Here is a 13,871-nt window from a genome sequence, read left to right as displayed (position 1 = left end):
CGGCGGGCGCCCGATGGATCCTCGACGTACGGCAGAAGACGAACCGAGGCGTCAGGATCACCGCCTACGACCGTGTCGCAGGCCTGGCAAGCCACGGTGCACACGCACGAATCGCCTGGGAACCGAGTCATCGGGGTCGGGTCTGGGTGATCCGCCACAGGCGGCGTGGCAGCTCACCTTCCTCGAAGGCGTGGACTTCGTTCAGCGTCCAGTCGTCGGACAGTGCGTCGACCAGGTCACGGGAGAAGAAGTGCACGGCGAAGCCGCCATGCTCGTAGATGTCGTCGCCGTGCGAGGTGCCGGTGCCGTAGTGGCTGTCGCCGGTGTGCCGCACCGTGTAGACGAACACCCCGCCCGGCCGCAGCACTCGGCGGACCTCGTGCACCAGGGCGCGGATCTCTGGAGTGGAAAGGGCCATGCACAGCAGCATGTGCGCGAAGACCGCGTCCACCGAGGCGTCCGGGAGCGGCAGCGGCTCACGGACGTCGTGCACCGCGGTGCTGACGCGATCTGCGACGCCTTGGACGCGGGTGGCATCCCGCAACTGCTGAAGGCCGGTGGTGCTGAAGTCGGTGGCCTGGACGGTGAACCCCTCGCGGGCGAAGTAGAGGGCGTCACGGCCGTGCCCGGCCCCCAGCTCCAGCACATCCTTGGCCCCGGCTGCGTGGAAGACGTCTGCGGCATGGACCGCGGGGGTGGAAGGCTGCTCGCCGTACATGCCCGGGTGGGCGGTGTACGTGTTCTGCCAGTGCCGCCGTTGTGCGTCGGCCAGGTCCTGGTCGTGGAGCGCGCCGGACAGCGCCTGGCGCAGCTGGTCGAGGGTGGGGAGACCGGCAGGACCATCCGGTGTCGGGTACACCCGGCACGCCGGCCCCACCGGCCCCGCCGGGCGCCTGGCCCCGGCGAACGGGTCATGTCCGTCGATCAGGAAGGTCGGCGACCCCGTGAAGCCGCGCTCATCGGCCTCGCCCTGGCCAGTGACAACGCGCGTGCTGACCGTGGTGCCGTGCAGGCCGACGTCATCGATCGCCCGTCGCAGCAACGCGGCGGCAGGCGCCGTGTGCGGACAGTCGGCAACGACGAGGATCTCGATCTCCATGGCCCCAGCATCGCGCGCTGTCCATGGCCGGCGCCAATGCCTGCGAACCACCCGGGGCATGGACGCCTGGCCTCTTCCTCGGCGCAGCTCGCCCGGCTTTCGGTTCGGCTACATGAAACCCGCTCTGCGTGGCGGTGCGAAGAGGTGGTAGGCGCGGTGCTCGCCCGCTGCCGTTGCCGTTCCCGGCCCCAGGTCCGACTGCGCCAGTCTGGCGAGGTGGGCCTGGTGCTCCGTGCACCGTGCGCAGGCCGGGTCCCAGTCCGGCAGGAGGTCCGCGTGCGCGGATGCGAGGTGATGGGCGACGCGGATCTGTGAGCTTACGGCGCTGTCGAACGGGTCCCAGTCCACTCCGCGTCGGCCGGTGAGCCAGAGCTCGTCGGTGACGGCCTGGATGTCCTTCATCGTCTCGTAGAGGCGGACACAGTCGGTGCAGGCGAACATCCAGGCCGGGGGGATCGGCCACTGGTCGGCGGGGCTGATGTCGTCGGCGCTCATGCCCGTCACCGTAGTGGCGACGAGTCGTACGGACAGCCGGATTCGCCGAAATTGTCCGTCCGGGCAGGCATGCGGCCGGACCGCCTGGTGTGCCGAGGCGGCGCGGATCGAGAGCGTGCACGTCAAAGGGGCCCGGACGCGATGACGTTGACGGAATGTTCCGCCCGGACAGTTCCGTGGACAGCGCCCGCGCTGATGGCAGGCCGAGCCATAGCCAAAGATGTTGCTCGGTGTGACTGCTGCCAGGGATGATCGCGGCCGTGACAATCATCTTCGCCGTCATCACCGGCGCGATCTTCGCCTGGCTGGGCGGCATCTTCCTGGCGCCCGCGCGCCGCAAGAGCTGGGTCCGCAATCGATTCGTGCCCGAAGAGTACGGACTCGTGCCCCGGGAGCAGTTGGACCCCCAGCGCGCAGGGCCGCCCGCGCCCCCCTATCGGTACAAGGAAATGCAGGCCGTCGCGGACGCTGCCTGGGAGGGCGACTGGCGGCCGGCGGCCGCGTATGTGGCGGCCGCGGGCGAGGACTGGGACGAGCGGTGGTCCCGGATGGAGCTGCTGCAGCAGATCGCCGACGAAGCGGACGCCTGGCTGGACGACTGGCGCGCGGTCCAGCCGGAGAACTGCGACGCCGCCACCCTGCACGCCCAGCTGCTCCTCCACCGCGCCTGGGCGATCCGCGGCACCGAGTACGCGCACAAGGTCCCGGCTGAGCGGATGAACCGATTCCGGGAGCTGCTCCCCGCCTCGGTCACCGCTGCGAAGCAGGCCGCCGAACTCGATCCGCTGAACCCCGGTCCGTGGGTCGTCATGGTCACCGCCGCCCGTGGAGTGCAGTACTCCGGCGCCCAGTTCCGACCGCTGTGGGAAGGGCTCGTGGCGCGTGCCCCGTACCACTACGCCGGCCATTGGCAGGCCCTGCAGTACTGGTGCGCAAAGTGGTTCGGCTCCGACCAGCTGATGCTGGAGTTCGCCGAGCGTGCCGTACGGTACGCCCCGGCCGGAAGCCCGCTCGCCGGCATGCATCTGCACGCGCTGGACGAGCTCGAGAAGGCCTCCTCGGCCCTACCCTCCTCGAGCAAGGCCAAGGAACTGCTCGAAACCGTCGCCGACTCCCTGAACCAGGTGCCCGGCGACGACGAACGCCTGCCCCGGCTGCGCCACAAGCTGGCGTACCACCTCGGCAAGGCCGGACTCCACGAGGCGGCACTGGAGCAGTTCCGCCGCATCGGCCCCTGGTGCGGCGCGGCGCCCTGGAACAAGGAGACGGACCCGGCTGCCGCGTTCGAACTGGCCCGGGGCATCGCGGCGAAGAAGTCCAAGGGGAACCGTCCGACGACGTCCAGGGAGTGACGATGTGACGGGCGTCACCATGGCTTGCGCTACGTGGGCGGTGGCGGCCGGAGTACGTTCCCCGTCAATGACTGAGGATCTTGTGTACGCAGGAGTTGCCGGGCAGGCCGCAGCCGTCCGTGCCGGTGATGTGTCAGCCCGTGAGCTCACCGAGCTGCTGCTCGCCCGCATCCAGAACCACGACGACACCCTCAACGCGTTCACCGTGGTCATGGCCGAAGAGGCGCCGGCCGAAGCCGCTCGGCGGGACGCCACACCACTGGACGAGCGGGGTCCGCTGCACGGGGTGCCGGTCGCCATCAAGGAGGAGAACGACGTCTCCGGTCACGTGACGACGTTCGGCACCGCCGCCAACACCCGGCCCGCGGCAGCGGACAGTGAGGTGGTGCGCAGACTGCGTGCCGCGGGTGCGGTCGTGATCGGCAAGACGAACATGCCGGAGTTCGGCCTGTTTCCGTTCACCGAGTCGTCGGCGCACGGCGCCACGCGCAACCCGTGGTCGCTCGAGCACTCACCGGGTGGTTCCAGCGGTGGCTCCGCGGTGGCGGTCGCGGCCGGTCTCGTTCCGGCCGCCATCGGCGGAGACGGCGGCGGCTCGATCCGGATTCCGGCCGCCTGCTGCGGACTGTTCGGGCTGAAGCCCGCACGCGGCCGCGTCTCCACCTCCCCGCACCCGCACCTGTGGTGGGGGCTGGGCGTGATCGGTCCGCTGACGCGCTCGGTGCTGGACTGCGCCCTCGTCCACGACGCGATCCGGGGTTCCACGGCCGGGGACATGTTCCGCGCCGCCGAGCCGGCCACCTCGTTCGCGGCGGCCGCCGCGAACGGACCCGGGCGGCTGAGGATCGGCTGGTCCACCAAACCGGTCGCCCGCGGAGTGCGGCCGGCGGCCGAAGTGGTCCGGGCCGTCACGGATACGGCGGCGCTGCTCGCAGAACTGGGCCATCACGTCGAGGAGATCGATCCTCGCTACCCGGACCCGACGGCGGCGTTCGTGCCCCAATGGTTCGCCGGGTTGCGCACCGAGGCCTTCGCGATGGACGACTACAAGCAGCTCGAGCGGCGGACCCGTGAGACGGTGCGCCTCGGCGCGTGGGCCCGGCCGGGAGTCACGCGCTGGGGCATCGCGCAGGGCGAGAAGGTCGCCGCCAAGGCGAACCGGGTCTTCGACCGGATCGACGTGCTGCTCACCCCGACGATCGCGAGCCTGCCGCCCAGGACCGGCCGGTTGAGCGGCACCGGCACGGTCCGGGCCGTGCTGCGGGCGATGCCGATGATCGCGTACTGCGCGCTGTGGAACGTCACCGGCAACCCCGCGGCCTCGGTCCCGGCCGGCTTCACCGACTCCGGCCTGCCTCTCGCTGTACAGCTGGTCGGCCGCCGGGACGACGAGACGACACTGCTGTCACTGGCCGCTCAACTCGAGACCGCTCGCCCCTGGGCCGCGGACACCCCGTTGAGATCCTCCTCGTAGCTGCTGGTGGGCGTTCGTCGCCTGGTTGCTCCGGCAGCAAGGCCGCAGGCAGCGGGACGCCCCGCACCGGTGGTCACCACCCGGCGTGGGACGCCCCGTGCCGCAGGAGCTCTTCAGCGCCTCACCCGAGGGCTCATGCCCTCGTGCGCAACACGCGTCAGTAGACGCTGACCTTGTACTTGCTCAGCGCCTCGGGGACGGGCTGGTAGAACGTCGTGCCGCCGGAGGAGCAGTTCCCGCTGCCGCCGGAGGTGATGCCGAGCGCCTTGCTGCCGTCGTAGAGCGGGCCGCCGGAGTCGCCGGGTTCGGCGCAGACGTTGGTCTGGATCATGCCGCGGACCGTGCCGCCTCCGCTGTAGTGGACGGTGACGTTCAGCGCGGTGACGGTGCCGCTGTGTGTGCCGGTCGTGGAGCCGGTGCGCTTGACCGGCTCACCGACATAGGCGTTCGCCGCGCTGAATCCGCCCGGGTGGCTGAGTGAGGCGTTGTCGTAGCGGACGAGGGCGTAGTCGTTGCCCGGGAAGCTGGAGCCGATGGTCGGTCCGATGAGTGTGGTCAGGCCGGAGTTGGTGTACCAGGTGTCGGCGACGTCGCCGCAGTGGCCGGCTGTGAGGAAGTAGTACGTACTGCCGCTGACGACGTTGAAGCCGAGCGAACAGCGGTAGCCACCGCCGTAGATGGCGTCGCCCGCGCCGAGGAGCGGCGTGAAGACACCGGGGGCCCGCTCGACCTGGATGGCGCCCGCATCGGCGCCCGCCGCCTTCTTGATCTTCGCGATCCCGGCGCTGGAGACGGTGCTGTCGGCGGTCACGACGACCCGTCCGGACGCGCTGTCGACATGCCAGGCGGTGCCGCCGACGCCGGCCTTCTCCACTGCGTCGCTGACCCGGCCGAGTTGGGCTGCGCCGTACGTCTGGGGGGTGGCCGCGTTGGCGTTCGGCAGGGCGACGGCGGTGGCGGCTGCCAGTCCGAACGCGGCGGCGAGCATCTGGATGCGTCTCGCGATGCCGCTGGGGGAGGTGGTGCGCTCGTTCCTCACAGATCTCCTCCTGGGGATGGGAGGGGCCCGGGGGGTGAGGGGCCCGTGAGGCGCAGCCGGGGACAGGGTGGGTGACGTGTTCCCGACAAGCGCTCGCGCTGGGAGTATCGGGCAGCGGGGATCCGGGCACAAGAGCCAGGGAGGTCGGCCCGCGGAGCATCGCGTCCGGCGTACGGGCCACGTCCACGCACGGCGGTGGCGGACACCGCCTCGGCCGAGCTTGTGCGTGTGCCTCTGCCTCTGCCTCTGCCAGGACATCCTGTGCCGCAGGCAGTGGCAGTGGCAGAAGCAGAAGCAGAAGCAGAGGCCCGGACTACCCGAGGAGGTGCGGGTGGCCCAGATACGGGAACTCGGGCAGCAGGTCGGTGTGCGGGCCGATGTGGTCCTCGGTGATCTTGCCGCCCGTGACCATGGCGAGGCGGGCGTCGGTCACGTCGTCCGTGAGGGTGCGGCCGTTGGGGTACGCGATGGGCCGTTCGCGGTCGTAGTCGAGGATGTCGGGAAGCACGGTGCGCAGCGCCCGCTCGGCGCCCGCCTTGTCGTAGCCGCCGGTGTGGGCGAGGACCGCGGACCACGGTTCGAGGTATGTCGCCCAGTCGTCGGCGGGTTCGCCCGCGTTGTAGGAGTCCTTGACCTCGTCGGCGTTGAAGTACGCGGTGAGGGAGGGGTGGGCGCCGCGATCGACCGACAGCAGTTCGCCGTTCTTGCGCACGCTGACGCGAGCCCACACGCCGATGGGGTCGTCGCCCAGGTCCGAGTCCGGCACCTCCAGGACGATGCCGAAGACGTTCTTGTCGGCGCCGAAGTCGTTGCCCGTCCACGTGAAGTCGTTGACGATGCCGTCGAGGTCCGCGAAGAACGGGTCGCTGCGCAGGCCGGCGGAGAACCGGTGCTCGCCGGACACGACCGGCAACGGCTCGGGCCCGAAGGCGACAGGGACCTCGGTGAAGAGAACCTCCCCGGCGGCCTCGTGATCGCGCGCCGCATCGCCGACAGCGCGGAGGACGGTCGCGGTCTGCTCACCGTCGAGTGGCTCGGAGAAGACGAAGCTGTACGCCACGTCTGCCATGTGATCGCTATCGGTGTCCACGTTGATCCGGTAGACCGCGTCCGGGTGGAAAGCGTCGCCCCGGCTGGGGGCGAACGGATTCACGTTCATGATCAGGACGGTGCGACGGCCGCCCGGGGCCGGGAAGACGAAGAGATCCGTCAGGTCGAGGCGCGCGTCCCCTTTCGGGGAACGGAGGTCGGGCCCGCTGAGATGGTGCGACATGTCTCTCCCGGGTGGTCGTGCGAAGGAATGCGGCAGCATCCCCAGTCGACCGCGTCCCGGCCCGGGGCGCGGCACGACAAGCCCACAGGCAGTAACCGGTTCACCCGTGGGAGGCGGGGAACCGGTTCAACAAGGCGTGCCAGGCGCGTCGCCGCTCCGCGTGCAGGCGGTCGATGCTATGGCGGCCGGCTGAACGTCCGGAGAGCCGTCACACGTTCGGCGGAAGCAGGTCCGGCACTCGTCCTGACGGGCGAGCGCGCCGCAGATCTCCTCGCGGGTGGCCGCGTCCCAGGCCGCGTACGGACCGGGGCTGTGGTGGCGCAGTCGGAGATCCTCTTCGGCAGAGCGGAGGCCCGCCGCAGTCTCCGCCCGACGGGTATCGCCGTCGCCGGGCAGCTCTCAGCGCCGCGGCATCGACGGAGCCGCCGGGGCCGGTCCCAGGGTCGTCGTGCCGGGGGCTGCCCGGTGACCCAGTCCCGTGCGGTACGCGTCCAGCGCGGCCTCGGTGCGCCCGCCGCGCCGCAGCAGGTCGCCCAGCAGACGGCACAGGTCGGCGAGGTCGCCGCTGGCCCCGCTGCGCTCCAGCAGGGCCAGCGCCAGGACGTAGTGCTCCTCGGCGGCTTCGGTCTGCCCCCGCTCCTCGGCGATGAGTCCGAGCAGCCGGTGTGCGCCGCCCGCATGCACCGCCCCGTGCCGGTCGCCCAGCTCCAGGAGTGCCGAGAGCAGGCCGGCCGCCTCGTCGAGCCGCCCGAGCCGTCGCAGTACGTCGGCCAGCTCCACCTCCACCTGGGCGGTGTAGAGCACGGCGCGCTTGGCCGTCAGCATGTCCCGGGCGGTGCGCAACTCCTGTTCCGCGAGGGCGAGTTCGCCGTTCTGTGCGTGGACGTAGCCGCGCATCCAGTGACAGTGCGCGAGATCGGTCCGCAGCCTCAGCTGCCGGTAGATCGCCTGGGCCTTGGCGAGCGAGGCATCGGCGTCGGCCGTGCGCCCTTCGGCGAGGAACGTACGGGCCACCTGGCGATGCATACCCGCCACCAGCGCCGGGTCGCTGACGTGGGGAGCCAGAGCCAGGGCGAGCTCGGCGGCGTGCGCGGCGCGGGCATGGGCGCCCATGTCGATGTACGGGCCGATGACGGCGGCGTACAGCAGTACCAGCGCCTCGGGGTCGGCCAGACCGCTCGCGCCGAGCTCGTCGATGGTGGACTCGAGGAGATAGCAGGCGTAGCGCAGCTCCCCGGCGAGGAGGTGGGCGATGGCGCGGCCCCGGATCGCGCGGGCCCGGCGGGGCAGCGGTTCACCGGCCAGGAGTTGCTGGGCTGCCTCGAAGTGCCGCCCCGCGTCGGCCAGTTCACCCGTCTCCAGTGCGCATTCGCCGAGACCGAGGAGCGCTTCGGCCTGCTCGGGAGCGAGGCCGAGGTGTTCCGCGTCGGTGAGGAGCCGGCGGTAGCGGACGGCAGCCTCGTCGGCGGAGCCGGTGGCGAGCTGCTGCTGGGCGTCGGTGAGGGCGAGCCGCAGCTCGGTGGCCAGATGGGCGGGGCGGCCGGTGGACAGCTCTTCGAAGGATGTGCCGAGCCGCTCCGCGAGGAAGCGCAGCGCGGTCTCGGAGGGCCGGACCTTGCCGGACTCCAGTGTCGAGATGTACGCGGGGGTGTAGGAAGGTTCGGCCAACTGCCGCTGTGTCAGCCCGCGTTCGTTGCGCAGGCGCTGCACCCGAAGGCCGATCTCGGCCGGTTCGTCCATGGGAACCCCCTGTTCCTTGAACTCCCCAGTATTCAGGGGCAGTAGGGATTGCGCACCATCCGCGCCTCCACCTAGGTTAAGCAATCCGTTCAGCATGCTTATGTATCCGCTTAACTTGCTTGGCAGGGGGAGAATTCCATGCGTTCAGCTCGGCGCGGAGTCATGGCGGTGGCAGGCACGGCCGCTGCCCTCACCGTCGTACTGGCCGGCGCACCCGGCAGCGCGTCCGCCGGTCCCGTGGCACCCGCCGGACCGGCGGCCGCGGCCGAGGCGGGGGCCGCGGCCGGGATCGAGGTCGAGATACCCGGGCCGGAGCACGGCGCAGCCGCCGGATCCGGCCACACGCACGTACCGCAGGAGGGCCGGGACCGGCCGTCCCCCCGGCTTTCGGCGGCAGAGGAGGCCGCTGACGGCGAGGTCACCAAACTGATCGACAACGGCTCCACCGACGACCGGCTGGACATCGTCGTCGTCGGGGACGGCTATACCACCGCCGAACTGGCCCAGTTCCACACCGACGCCAGGGAGAAGTGGGCCGAGCTCGCGGCCGTCGAGCCGTACACGACGTACCAGGGCCTCTTCAACGTCTGGGCCGTCGACGCCGTCTCGAACCAGTCCGGCGTCTCGGGCGACCCCGGTCCGGACATCGTCCGGGACACGGCCCTGGGCTCGTACTTCTGGTGCGACGACATCGAGCGGCTGCTGTGCATCGACCAGGACAAGGTCGACGCGTACGTGGCGAAGGCACCGGAGGCCGACCTGGTCCTCGTACTCGCCAACAGCGCCAAGTACGGCGGCGCGGGCTACAACGAGCCGAGCGCGACCCTCGGCTACGAAGGTATCTCGACCGCCTCGGCGGGCAACGAGAAGTCCGGCCAGGTCGCCATCCACGAGACCGGCCACTCGCTCGGCAAGCTCGCCGACGAGTACTACTACCCGGACTACCCGGGCTACGAGGAATACACAGGCCCCGAGCCCGCCGATTCCAACATCTCCGCACTGACGGCCGAGGACATGGCCGGGCAGCGGGCCAAGTGGCACCGCTGGCTGGGCGAGGAGTCGCCCGACGGCGGCACGGTCGGCACGTACGAGGGCGGGGGCTACTACGTGAAGGGGCTGTACCGGCCCACCGACAACTCCCTGATGCGTTCCCTCGGCAAGCCCTTCAACCTGCCCGGTGTCGAGGCGATGATCGCGGGCTTCCACCGCCATGCGAGGCTTGTCACCGCGGTCACCCCCACGACTCGCACCCTCCGGCCGGAAGACACCGCGAAAGCCGCCGTACCCCGGCTGACGGGAGCGGACGGGCGTCAGCTCAGGATCCGCTGGTATCTGGACGGCAAGGAGCTGAAGCCCTTCGCCGGCCGTACTCGGGTGCGGGTGTCGGACCTGCTTCTGCGGCTGCTCGACCTGCGCACGCACACGTTGTCGGTCACCGTCGAGGACCGTACGCCCTCAGTGCGAGACCCGAAGATCGCCGGGACGCTGAAGTCCACCGTCAGCTGGAAGGTCCGGCTCTGAGGCGACGGCCTGCACAGCTCACCCACGAGCCGACCGGCGGCTGCTCACCGAGCTCGGACTGCCGCTCGACTGTGAGCTCTTCGGTGCCTTCGACGAGCCGCTGTGCACCGTGGCTGCTGCACTCGCCGGTCGAGGAGCTGGTGGAGGCCGTCGACCCGGAAGCGTTCCGGACCTCACGCCACTCCTGGCGCATGCTCGCCGAGGATCCGTACACGGGCGGACTGCTCTCCCAATAGCCCCGAAAGTGGGAGCATGCGGGGGCGTACGGGGCATACGGCGGAGGGGATCGGTGTGCCGGACGCACGCCTGCACGTCGGGCCGTTGGGGCCGGGGCGTCGGCCCGGCCTCCGTATCCAGCGGCGGATCCGTACCGGAGGCGAGGTGCCCGGGAGCGTGTCCGGGGCTGTGTCGAAAGCTCGGCGTACGCGTTGGCGCGGGGCACTATGAGTCCTGCATCGGCGGCACTCCACCGGATGACGCCGAAGAGGCATGCCGGTCGACCCGGCCCGGCCGACGAAGGAGTCCGGACGTGCGGGAACTGGAGATCATCGAGGCGCCGTCCGTGCTCGGGCTGCGGCCGTCCGGCGTCCAGGACCTGCCGACGGCTCTCCTCGATGCCGGTCTGCCGGCGCACCTCGGGGCGCGACGGGCGGACCGGGTCGAAGCGCCGGCGTACGACCCGACGCGGGACCCTGACACCGGCATCCTCAACCCCGTCGGTATCGCGCAGTACTCCGTCGGACTCGCCGACGCGGTCGGCGGTGTCCTCGACCGTGGCTGCTTTCCCGTGGTCCTCGGCGGCGACTGCAGCATCCTGCTCGGCAACCTCCTCGCCCTGCGACGCCGCGGTCGCTACGGCTTGCTGTTCCTCGACGGCCACACCGACTTCTACCAGCCGTCGGCGGAACCGACCGGCGAGGCGGCGTCGATGGAACTCGCCCTGGCCACGGGCCGCGGCCCCCGGCTGCTCACCGACCTCGAAGGCCGCGGGCCCCTGCTCCGGGACGAGGATGTCGTCGCCTTCGGCTTCCGTGACTCCGACGAGTCCACGCAGGCCGGGATGCAGCCCCTCCCGCCACAGCTGCACGCGATCGACCTCGACGGTGTGCGCGCGGCCGGTGCTGCTGAGGCAGCCCGCGAGGCGGTCGGCCGACTCGCCGCCGGCGGAAGCGCCGGGTACTGGGTCCACCTCGATGTCGACGTCCTGGACGACGCGATCATGCCTGCTGTCGACTACCGCCTCCCCGGTGGGCTGACCTGGCAGGAGCTGGAGAGTGTGCTGCGGACGGCACTGGCCGACGAACGGGCCGTCGGCCTCGACGTCACCATCTTCAACCCCCGACTCGACCCCGATGGGAGCATTGCGGCACGCCTCACCGAGTGCCTGCGCCGAGGGCTGTCGGCGCGGCCCGACCGCGGCAGGTGAGGCGGGCCCGGCCTGCCTCCTGCCTGGCGCCCGAGAGTTGACGATCGACTGCCGATGGTCCGGAGCTCCAGTGCTCCAGTGCTCCGGAACTGCGGAGCTGCGGTGCTGCGGGGCCCGGCAGCGGGCGCGGAAGCGATGTGGTCGTCACGCCATGGATCGCAGTCCCCGCGACCAGGCGAATCCGGCCGAAAGCACCAGGCTTGCCCGGCCCGTAGGGGTGGCAGTGTGAGGCCATGGACTTCACCGCTCACTTCCGTCGCGAGACCCGGGCGTTCGAGGCCGCCGCCCGTGAGGCGACCCGTTTCGAGGACGCGCCGTTGGTCCCGTCCTGCCCCGGCTGGTCGATGTCCGACCTGATCGCGCACCTCGGCGGCGTGCACCTGTATGTGAACCACATTCTCAGGGATCTGCTCCAGCAGCCGCCGGACCTCGCGGACGTCTTCGCCGGCCTGCCCGCGGACCGTAAGGGCTGGCCGACACCGGAAAGCACGCCACCGCATCGAGGACCGGTGCCGGAGAGCCTGATCGACGCCTACGCGGAAGGGGCCGCCACGCTGGAGTCGCACTTCAGGAACAGCCCTCCTGACGCGGCCGTGTGGACGTGGTCGCGCGAGCAGACCGTCGGCTTCTGGCTGCGGATGCAGACCATCGAGGCCGCGGTGCACCGCTGGGACGCCGGGGGCGCACTCGGAGTGCCCCAGCCGGTCGACACCGAGCTCGCGGAGTACGCCGTCCGTCAGAACTTCGAGGTCATGGCACCGGCACGACGCTCCAGGAAGCAGGCCCCGGCCGGAACGGGCGAGCGCTACCGCTTCCGCCGGACCGACGGCACGGGCCGATGGACGGTGCACCTCGACGGCGACGACGTACGGCTCGATGCCGCCGACGACGGACCCTGCGACGTCGAGCTGTCCGGTACGGCGTCGGACCTGATGCTGTTCCTCTGGCACCGGATTCCCGCGGACCGCCTCGACGGGGTGACAGGAGACCGGGGCGTGCTCGACCGCTACTTCACCCTCGTGCCGCCCGAGTGACGGGGTCGGCCGGTCGTCGCGGGAAGCCGGGGACCATCCCGAGCCCTCGCCCTGGCCCAGCCCCAGCCCCAGCCGTGGCCGGGCCGGATACGGCCGGATCCGAGAACACCGGCACGATGACTTTGCGCCGGGCCCGGAGTCCAGCCCTTGACCGCACATTCTGAGAGGGTGGACCCATGGCCGATCTGCGCGACACTCTGGAGACGCACGTCAGCAAAGGCCTGGTACCGGGAGCGGTAGGCCTGGTGGCCCGCGGTGACCGCGTCGAGGTGGCGGCCGTGGGATCCCTCGACGTCGAGGGCACCGCCCCGATGGCCAGGGACTCGATCTTCCGTATCGCCTCGATCACCAAACCCGTCGTCGCCGCGGCGGTCATGATGCTGGTCGAGGACGGCCGGATCGCGCTGGACGACCCGGTCGGGCCGTGGCTGCCGGAGCTGGCGTCACCGAGCGTCGTCCGTACGCCGGCCGCGCCGGTCGACGACGTGGTCCCGGCGGTCCGGCCGATCACCGTGTTCCATCTGCTCAGCTCCCGCGCCGGGTACGGCTTTCCGTCCGACTTCTCACTGCCCGCGGTCGCGCCGCTGTTCAGTGAGCTGAAGCAGGGACCTCCGCAGCCGCAGACCGTTCCCGCGCCGGACGAGTGGATGGCGAGGCTGTCCCGCATTCCCCTGCTGCACCAGCCGGGCGACGGCTGGCTGTACAACATCAGCTCCGACCTCCAGGGCGTGCTGATCGCCAGGGTCACGGGACGGCCGCTGCCGGAGTTCCTGGCCGAACGGATCTTCGAGCCGCTCGGGATGTCCGACACCGCGTTCGTGGTACCGGCCGGCAAGCTCGACCGGTTCACCGGCTATTACCGGACAGGTCCCGAGGGCGGACTTGAGCTGGTCGACGCCGCCAACGGCCAGTGGAGCAGCCCGCCGGCCTTCCCGAGCGGCGCCGGCGGGCTGGTCTCGACCGTCGACGACTGGCTCGCCTTCGGCCGGATGCTGCTCGCCGAAGGGACGGCCGGCGGCATCCGGCTCCTCACGCCCGAGTCGGTGCGGCAGATGACCACCAATCACCTGAGCCCGTCCGAGCGTGAGTCGGCCGGGTTGTTCCTGGAAGGGATGGGCTGGGGTTTCGGCGGGGCGGTCGATGTCGAGGCCGTCCAACCGTGGAGCGTGCCAGGACGCTACGGCTGGGTCGGCGGCACCGGAACGACCGCGCACATCACACCGTCCACCGGCACGGCCACCATCATGCTCAGCCAGCTGCAGATGGGCGGGCCCAGCTTCCCCGAGCTGATGCGGGACTTCTGGCGGTACGCGGCCGGCGTCTGAGGTGCTGGCGCTGTCGAAGTCCCTTCACGGCTCCGCACACCGGCGGCCGTCGTACCGTTAACCCACCGTTTGCTCAGGCGTCGGCCGCGAGTT

At 71.0% G+C, this 13,871-nt stretch carries 12 protein-coding genes; 7 read left to right on the top strand and 5 right to left on the bottom strand.

The window, feature by feature from the left end:
- Positions 1 to 127: 127 nt before the first annotated feature.
- Together AC0699_RS05120 and AC0699_RS05115 are read right to left on the bottom strand one after the other, a co-directional pair.
- Positions 128 to 1,099 carry a class I SAM-dependent methyltransferase gene (locus AC0699_RS05120; protein WP_478655792.1) on the bottom strand — a complete coding sequence of 324 codons (972 nt, stop codon included), beginning with the start codon at positions 1,097 to 1,099 and terminating at the stop codon, positions 128 to 130.
- A gap of 108 nt (positions 1,100 to 1,207) precedes the next feature.
- Positions 1,208 to 1,594, bottom strand: a complete 387-nt coding sequence (locus tag AC0699_RS05115) for a hypothetical protein (RefSeq protein WP_478655790.1) — start codon at positions 1,592 to 1,594, stop codon at positions 1,208 to 1,210.
- Positions 1,595 to 1,854: 260 nt separating this feature from the next.
- On the opposite strand from AC0699_RS05115, the gene AC0699_RS05110 reads away from it, so the two are divergent.
- Together AC0699_RS05110 and AC0699_RS05105 are read left to right on the top strand one after the other, a co-directional pair.
- Positions 1,855 to 2,946, top strand: a complete 1,092-nt coding sequence (locus tag AC0699_RS05110; protein WP_478655787.1) for a hypothetical protein — start codon at positions 1,855 to 1,857, stop codon at positions 2,944 to 2,946.
- 67 nt (positions 2,947 to 3,013) lie between these two features.
- Positions 3,014 to 4,420, top strand: coding sequence for an amidase (locus AC0699_RS05105; protein WP_478655784.1), 1,407 nt, complete (start codon positions 3,014 to 3,016; stop codon positions 4,418 to 4,420).
- A gap of 157 nt (positions 4,421 to 4,577) precedes the next feature.
- Here the strand turns inward: AC0699_RS05105 and AC0699_RS05100 are convergent, their stop codons facing one another.
- From AC0699_RS05100 to AC0699_RS05090, 3 genes are all read right to left on the bottom strand, one after another.
- Positions 4,578 to 5,459 carry a S1 family peptidase gene (locus AC0699_RS05100; RefSeq protein ID WP_478655782.1) on the bottom strand — a complete coding sequence of 294 codons (882 nt, stop codon included), beginning with the start codon at positions 5,457 to 5,459 and terminating at the stop codon, positions 4,578 to 4,580.
- Positions 5,460 to 5,772: 313 nt separating this feature from the next.
- Complete coding sequence (locus AC0699_RS05095; protein WP_478655779.1) at positions 5,773 to 6,732, bottom strand: DUF4331 family protein; 960 nt, start codon at positions 6,730 to 6,732, stop codon at positions 5,773 to 5,775.
- A 399-nt stretch (positions 6,733 to 7,131) separates the two neighbouring features.
- Positions 7,132 to 8,472 carry a helix-turn-helix domain-containing protein gene (locus AC0699_RS05090; RefSeq protein WP_478655776.1) on the bottom strand — a complete coding sequence of 447 codons (1,341 nt, stop codon included), beginning with the start codon at positions 8,470 to 8,472 and terminating at the stop codon, positions 7,132 to 7,134.
- A 138-nt stretch (positions 8,473 to 8,610) separates the two neighbouring features.
- Here AC0699_RS05090 and AC0699_RS05085 point away from each other — a divergent pair, with 138 nt between their 5' ends.
- The 5 genes from AC0699_RS05085 (at position 8,611) to AC0699_RS05065 (ending at position 13,778) form a co-directional block, all read left to right on the top strand.
- On the top strand, positions 8,611 to 9,993 hold the full coding sequence (locus AC0699_RS05085; protein WP_478655774.1) for a M64 family metallopeptidase: 1,383 nt from the start codon (positions 8,611 to 8,613) through the stop codon (positions 9,991 to 9,993).
- 83 nt (positions 9,994 to 10,076) lie between these two features.
- Positions 10,077 to 10,229 (top strand): hypothetical protein, encoded by a 153-nt coding sequence (locus AC0699_RS05080; protein ID WP_478655772.1) that lies wholly within the window; start codon positions 10,077 to 10,079, stop codon positions 10,227 to 10,229.
- A gap of 293 nt (positions 10,230 to 10,522) precedes the next feature.
- A complete protein-coding gene (locus AC0699_RS05075; RefSeq protein WP_478655770.1) occupies positions 10,523 to 11,419 on the top strand; it encodes an arginase family protein in 897 nt (298 codons plus the stop codon).
- A gap of 233 nt (positions 11,420 to 11,652) precedes the next feature.
- Positions 11,653 to 12,453: a maleylpyruvate isomerase family mycothiol-dependent enzyme gene (locus AC0699_RS05070; protein ID WP_478655768.1), complete on the top strand. Its 801-nt coding sequence runs from the start codon at positions 11,653 to 11,655 to the stop codon at positions 12,451 to 12,453.
- 176 nt (positions 12,454 to 12,629) lie between these two features.
- On the top strand, positions 12,630 to 13,778 hold the full coding sequence (locus AC0699_RS05065) for a serine hydrolase domain-containing protein (protein WP_478655765.1): 1,149 nt from the start codon (positions 12,630 to 12,632) through the stop codon (positions 13,776 to 13,778).
- Positions 13,779 to 13,871: the final 93 nt, after the last annotated feature.

The sequence above is a fragment of the Streptomyces sp. NPDC043870 genome, from assembly GCF_056435785.1.
The sequence above is the reverse complement of the archived record's forward strand: the minus strand, read 5'-3'. Positions and strand labels throughout refer to the sequence as shown.

Bases quoted from the DNA above. Each gene is read 5' to 3' on its own strand.
- AC0699_RS05120 (WP_478655792.1), bottom strand. From the start codon at position 1,099: ATGGAGATCGAGATCCTCGTCGTTGCCGACTGTCCGCACACGGCGCCT.
- AC0699_RS05115 (WP_478655790.1), bottom strand. From the start codon at position 1,594: ATGAGCGCCGACGACATCAGCCCCGCCGACCAGTGGCCGATCCCCCCG.
- AC0699_RS05105 (WP_478655784.1), top strand. From the start codon at position 3,014: ATGACTGAGGATCTTGTGTACGCAGGAGTTGCCGGGCAGGCCGCAGCC.
- AC0699_RS05095 (WP_478655779.1), bottom strand. From the start codon at position 6,732: ATGTCGCACCATCTCAGCGGGCCCGACCTCCGTTCCCCGAAAGGGGAC.
- AC0699_RS05090 (WP_478655776.1), bottom strand. From the start codon at position 8,472: ATGGACGAACCGGCCGAGATCGGCCTTCGGGTGCAGCGCCTGCGCAAC.
- AC0699_RS05085 (WP_478655774.1), top strand. From the start codon at position 8,611: ATGCGTTCAGCTCGGCGCGGAGTCATGGCGGTGGCAGGCACGGCCGCT.
- AC0699_RS05070 (WP_478655768.1), top strand. From the start codon at position 11,653: ATGGACTTCACCGCTCACTTCCGTCGCGAGACCCGGGCGTTCGAGGCC.
- AC0699_RS05065 (WP_478655765.1), top strand. From the start codon at position 12,630: ATGGCCGATCTGCGCGACACTCTGGAGACGCACGTCAGCAAAGGCCTG.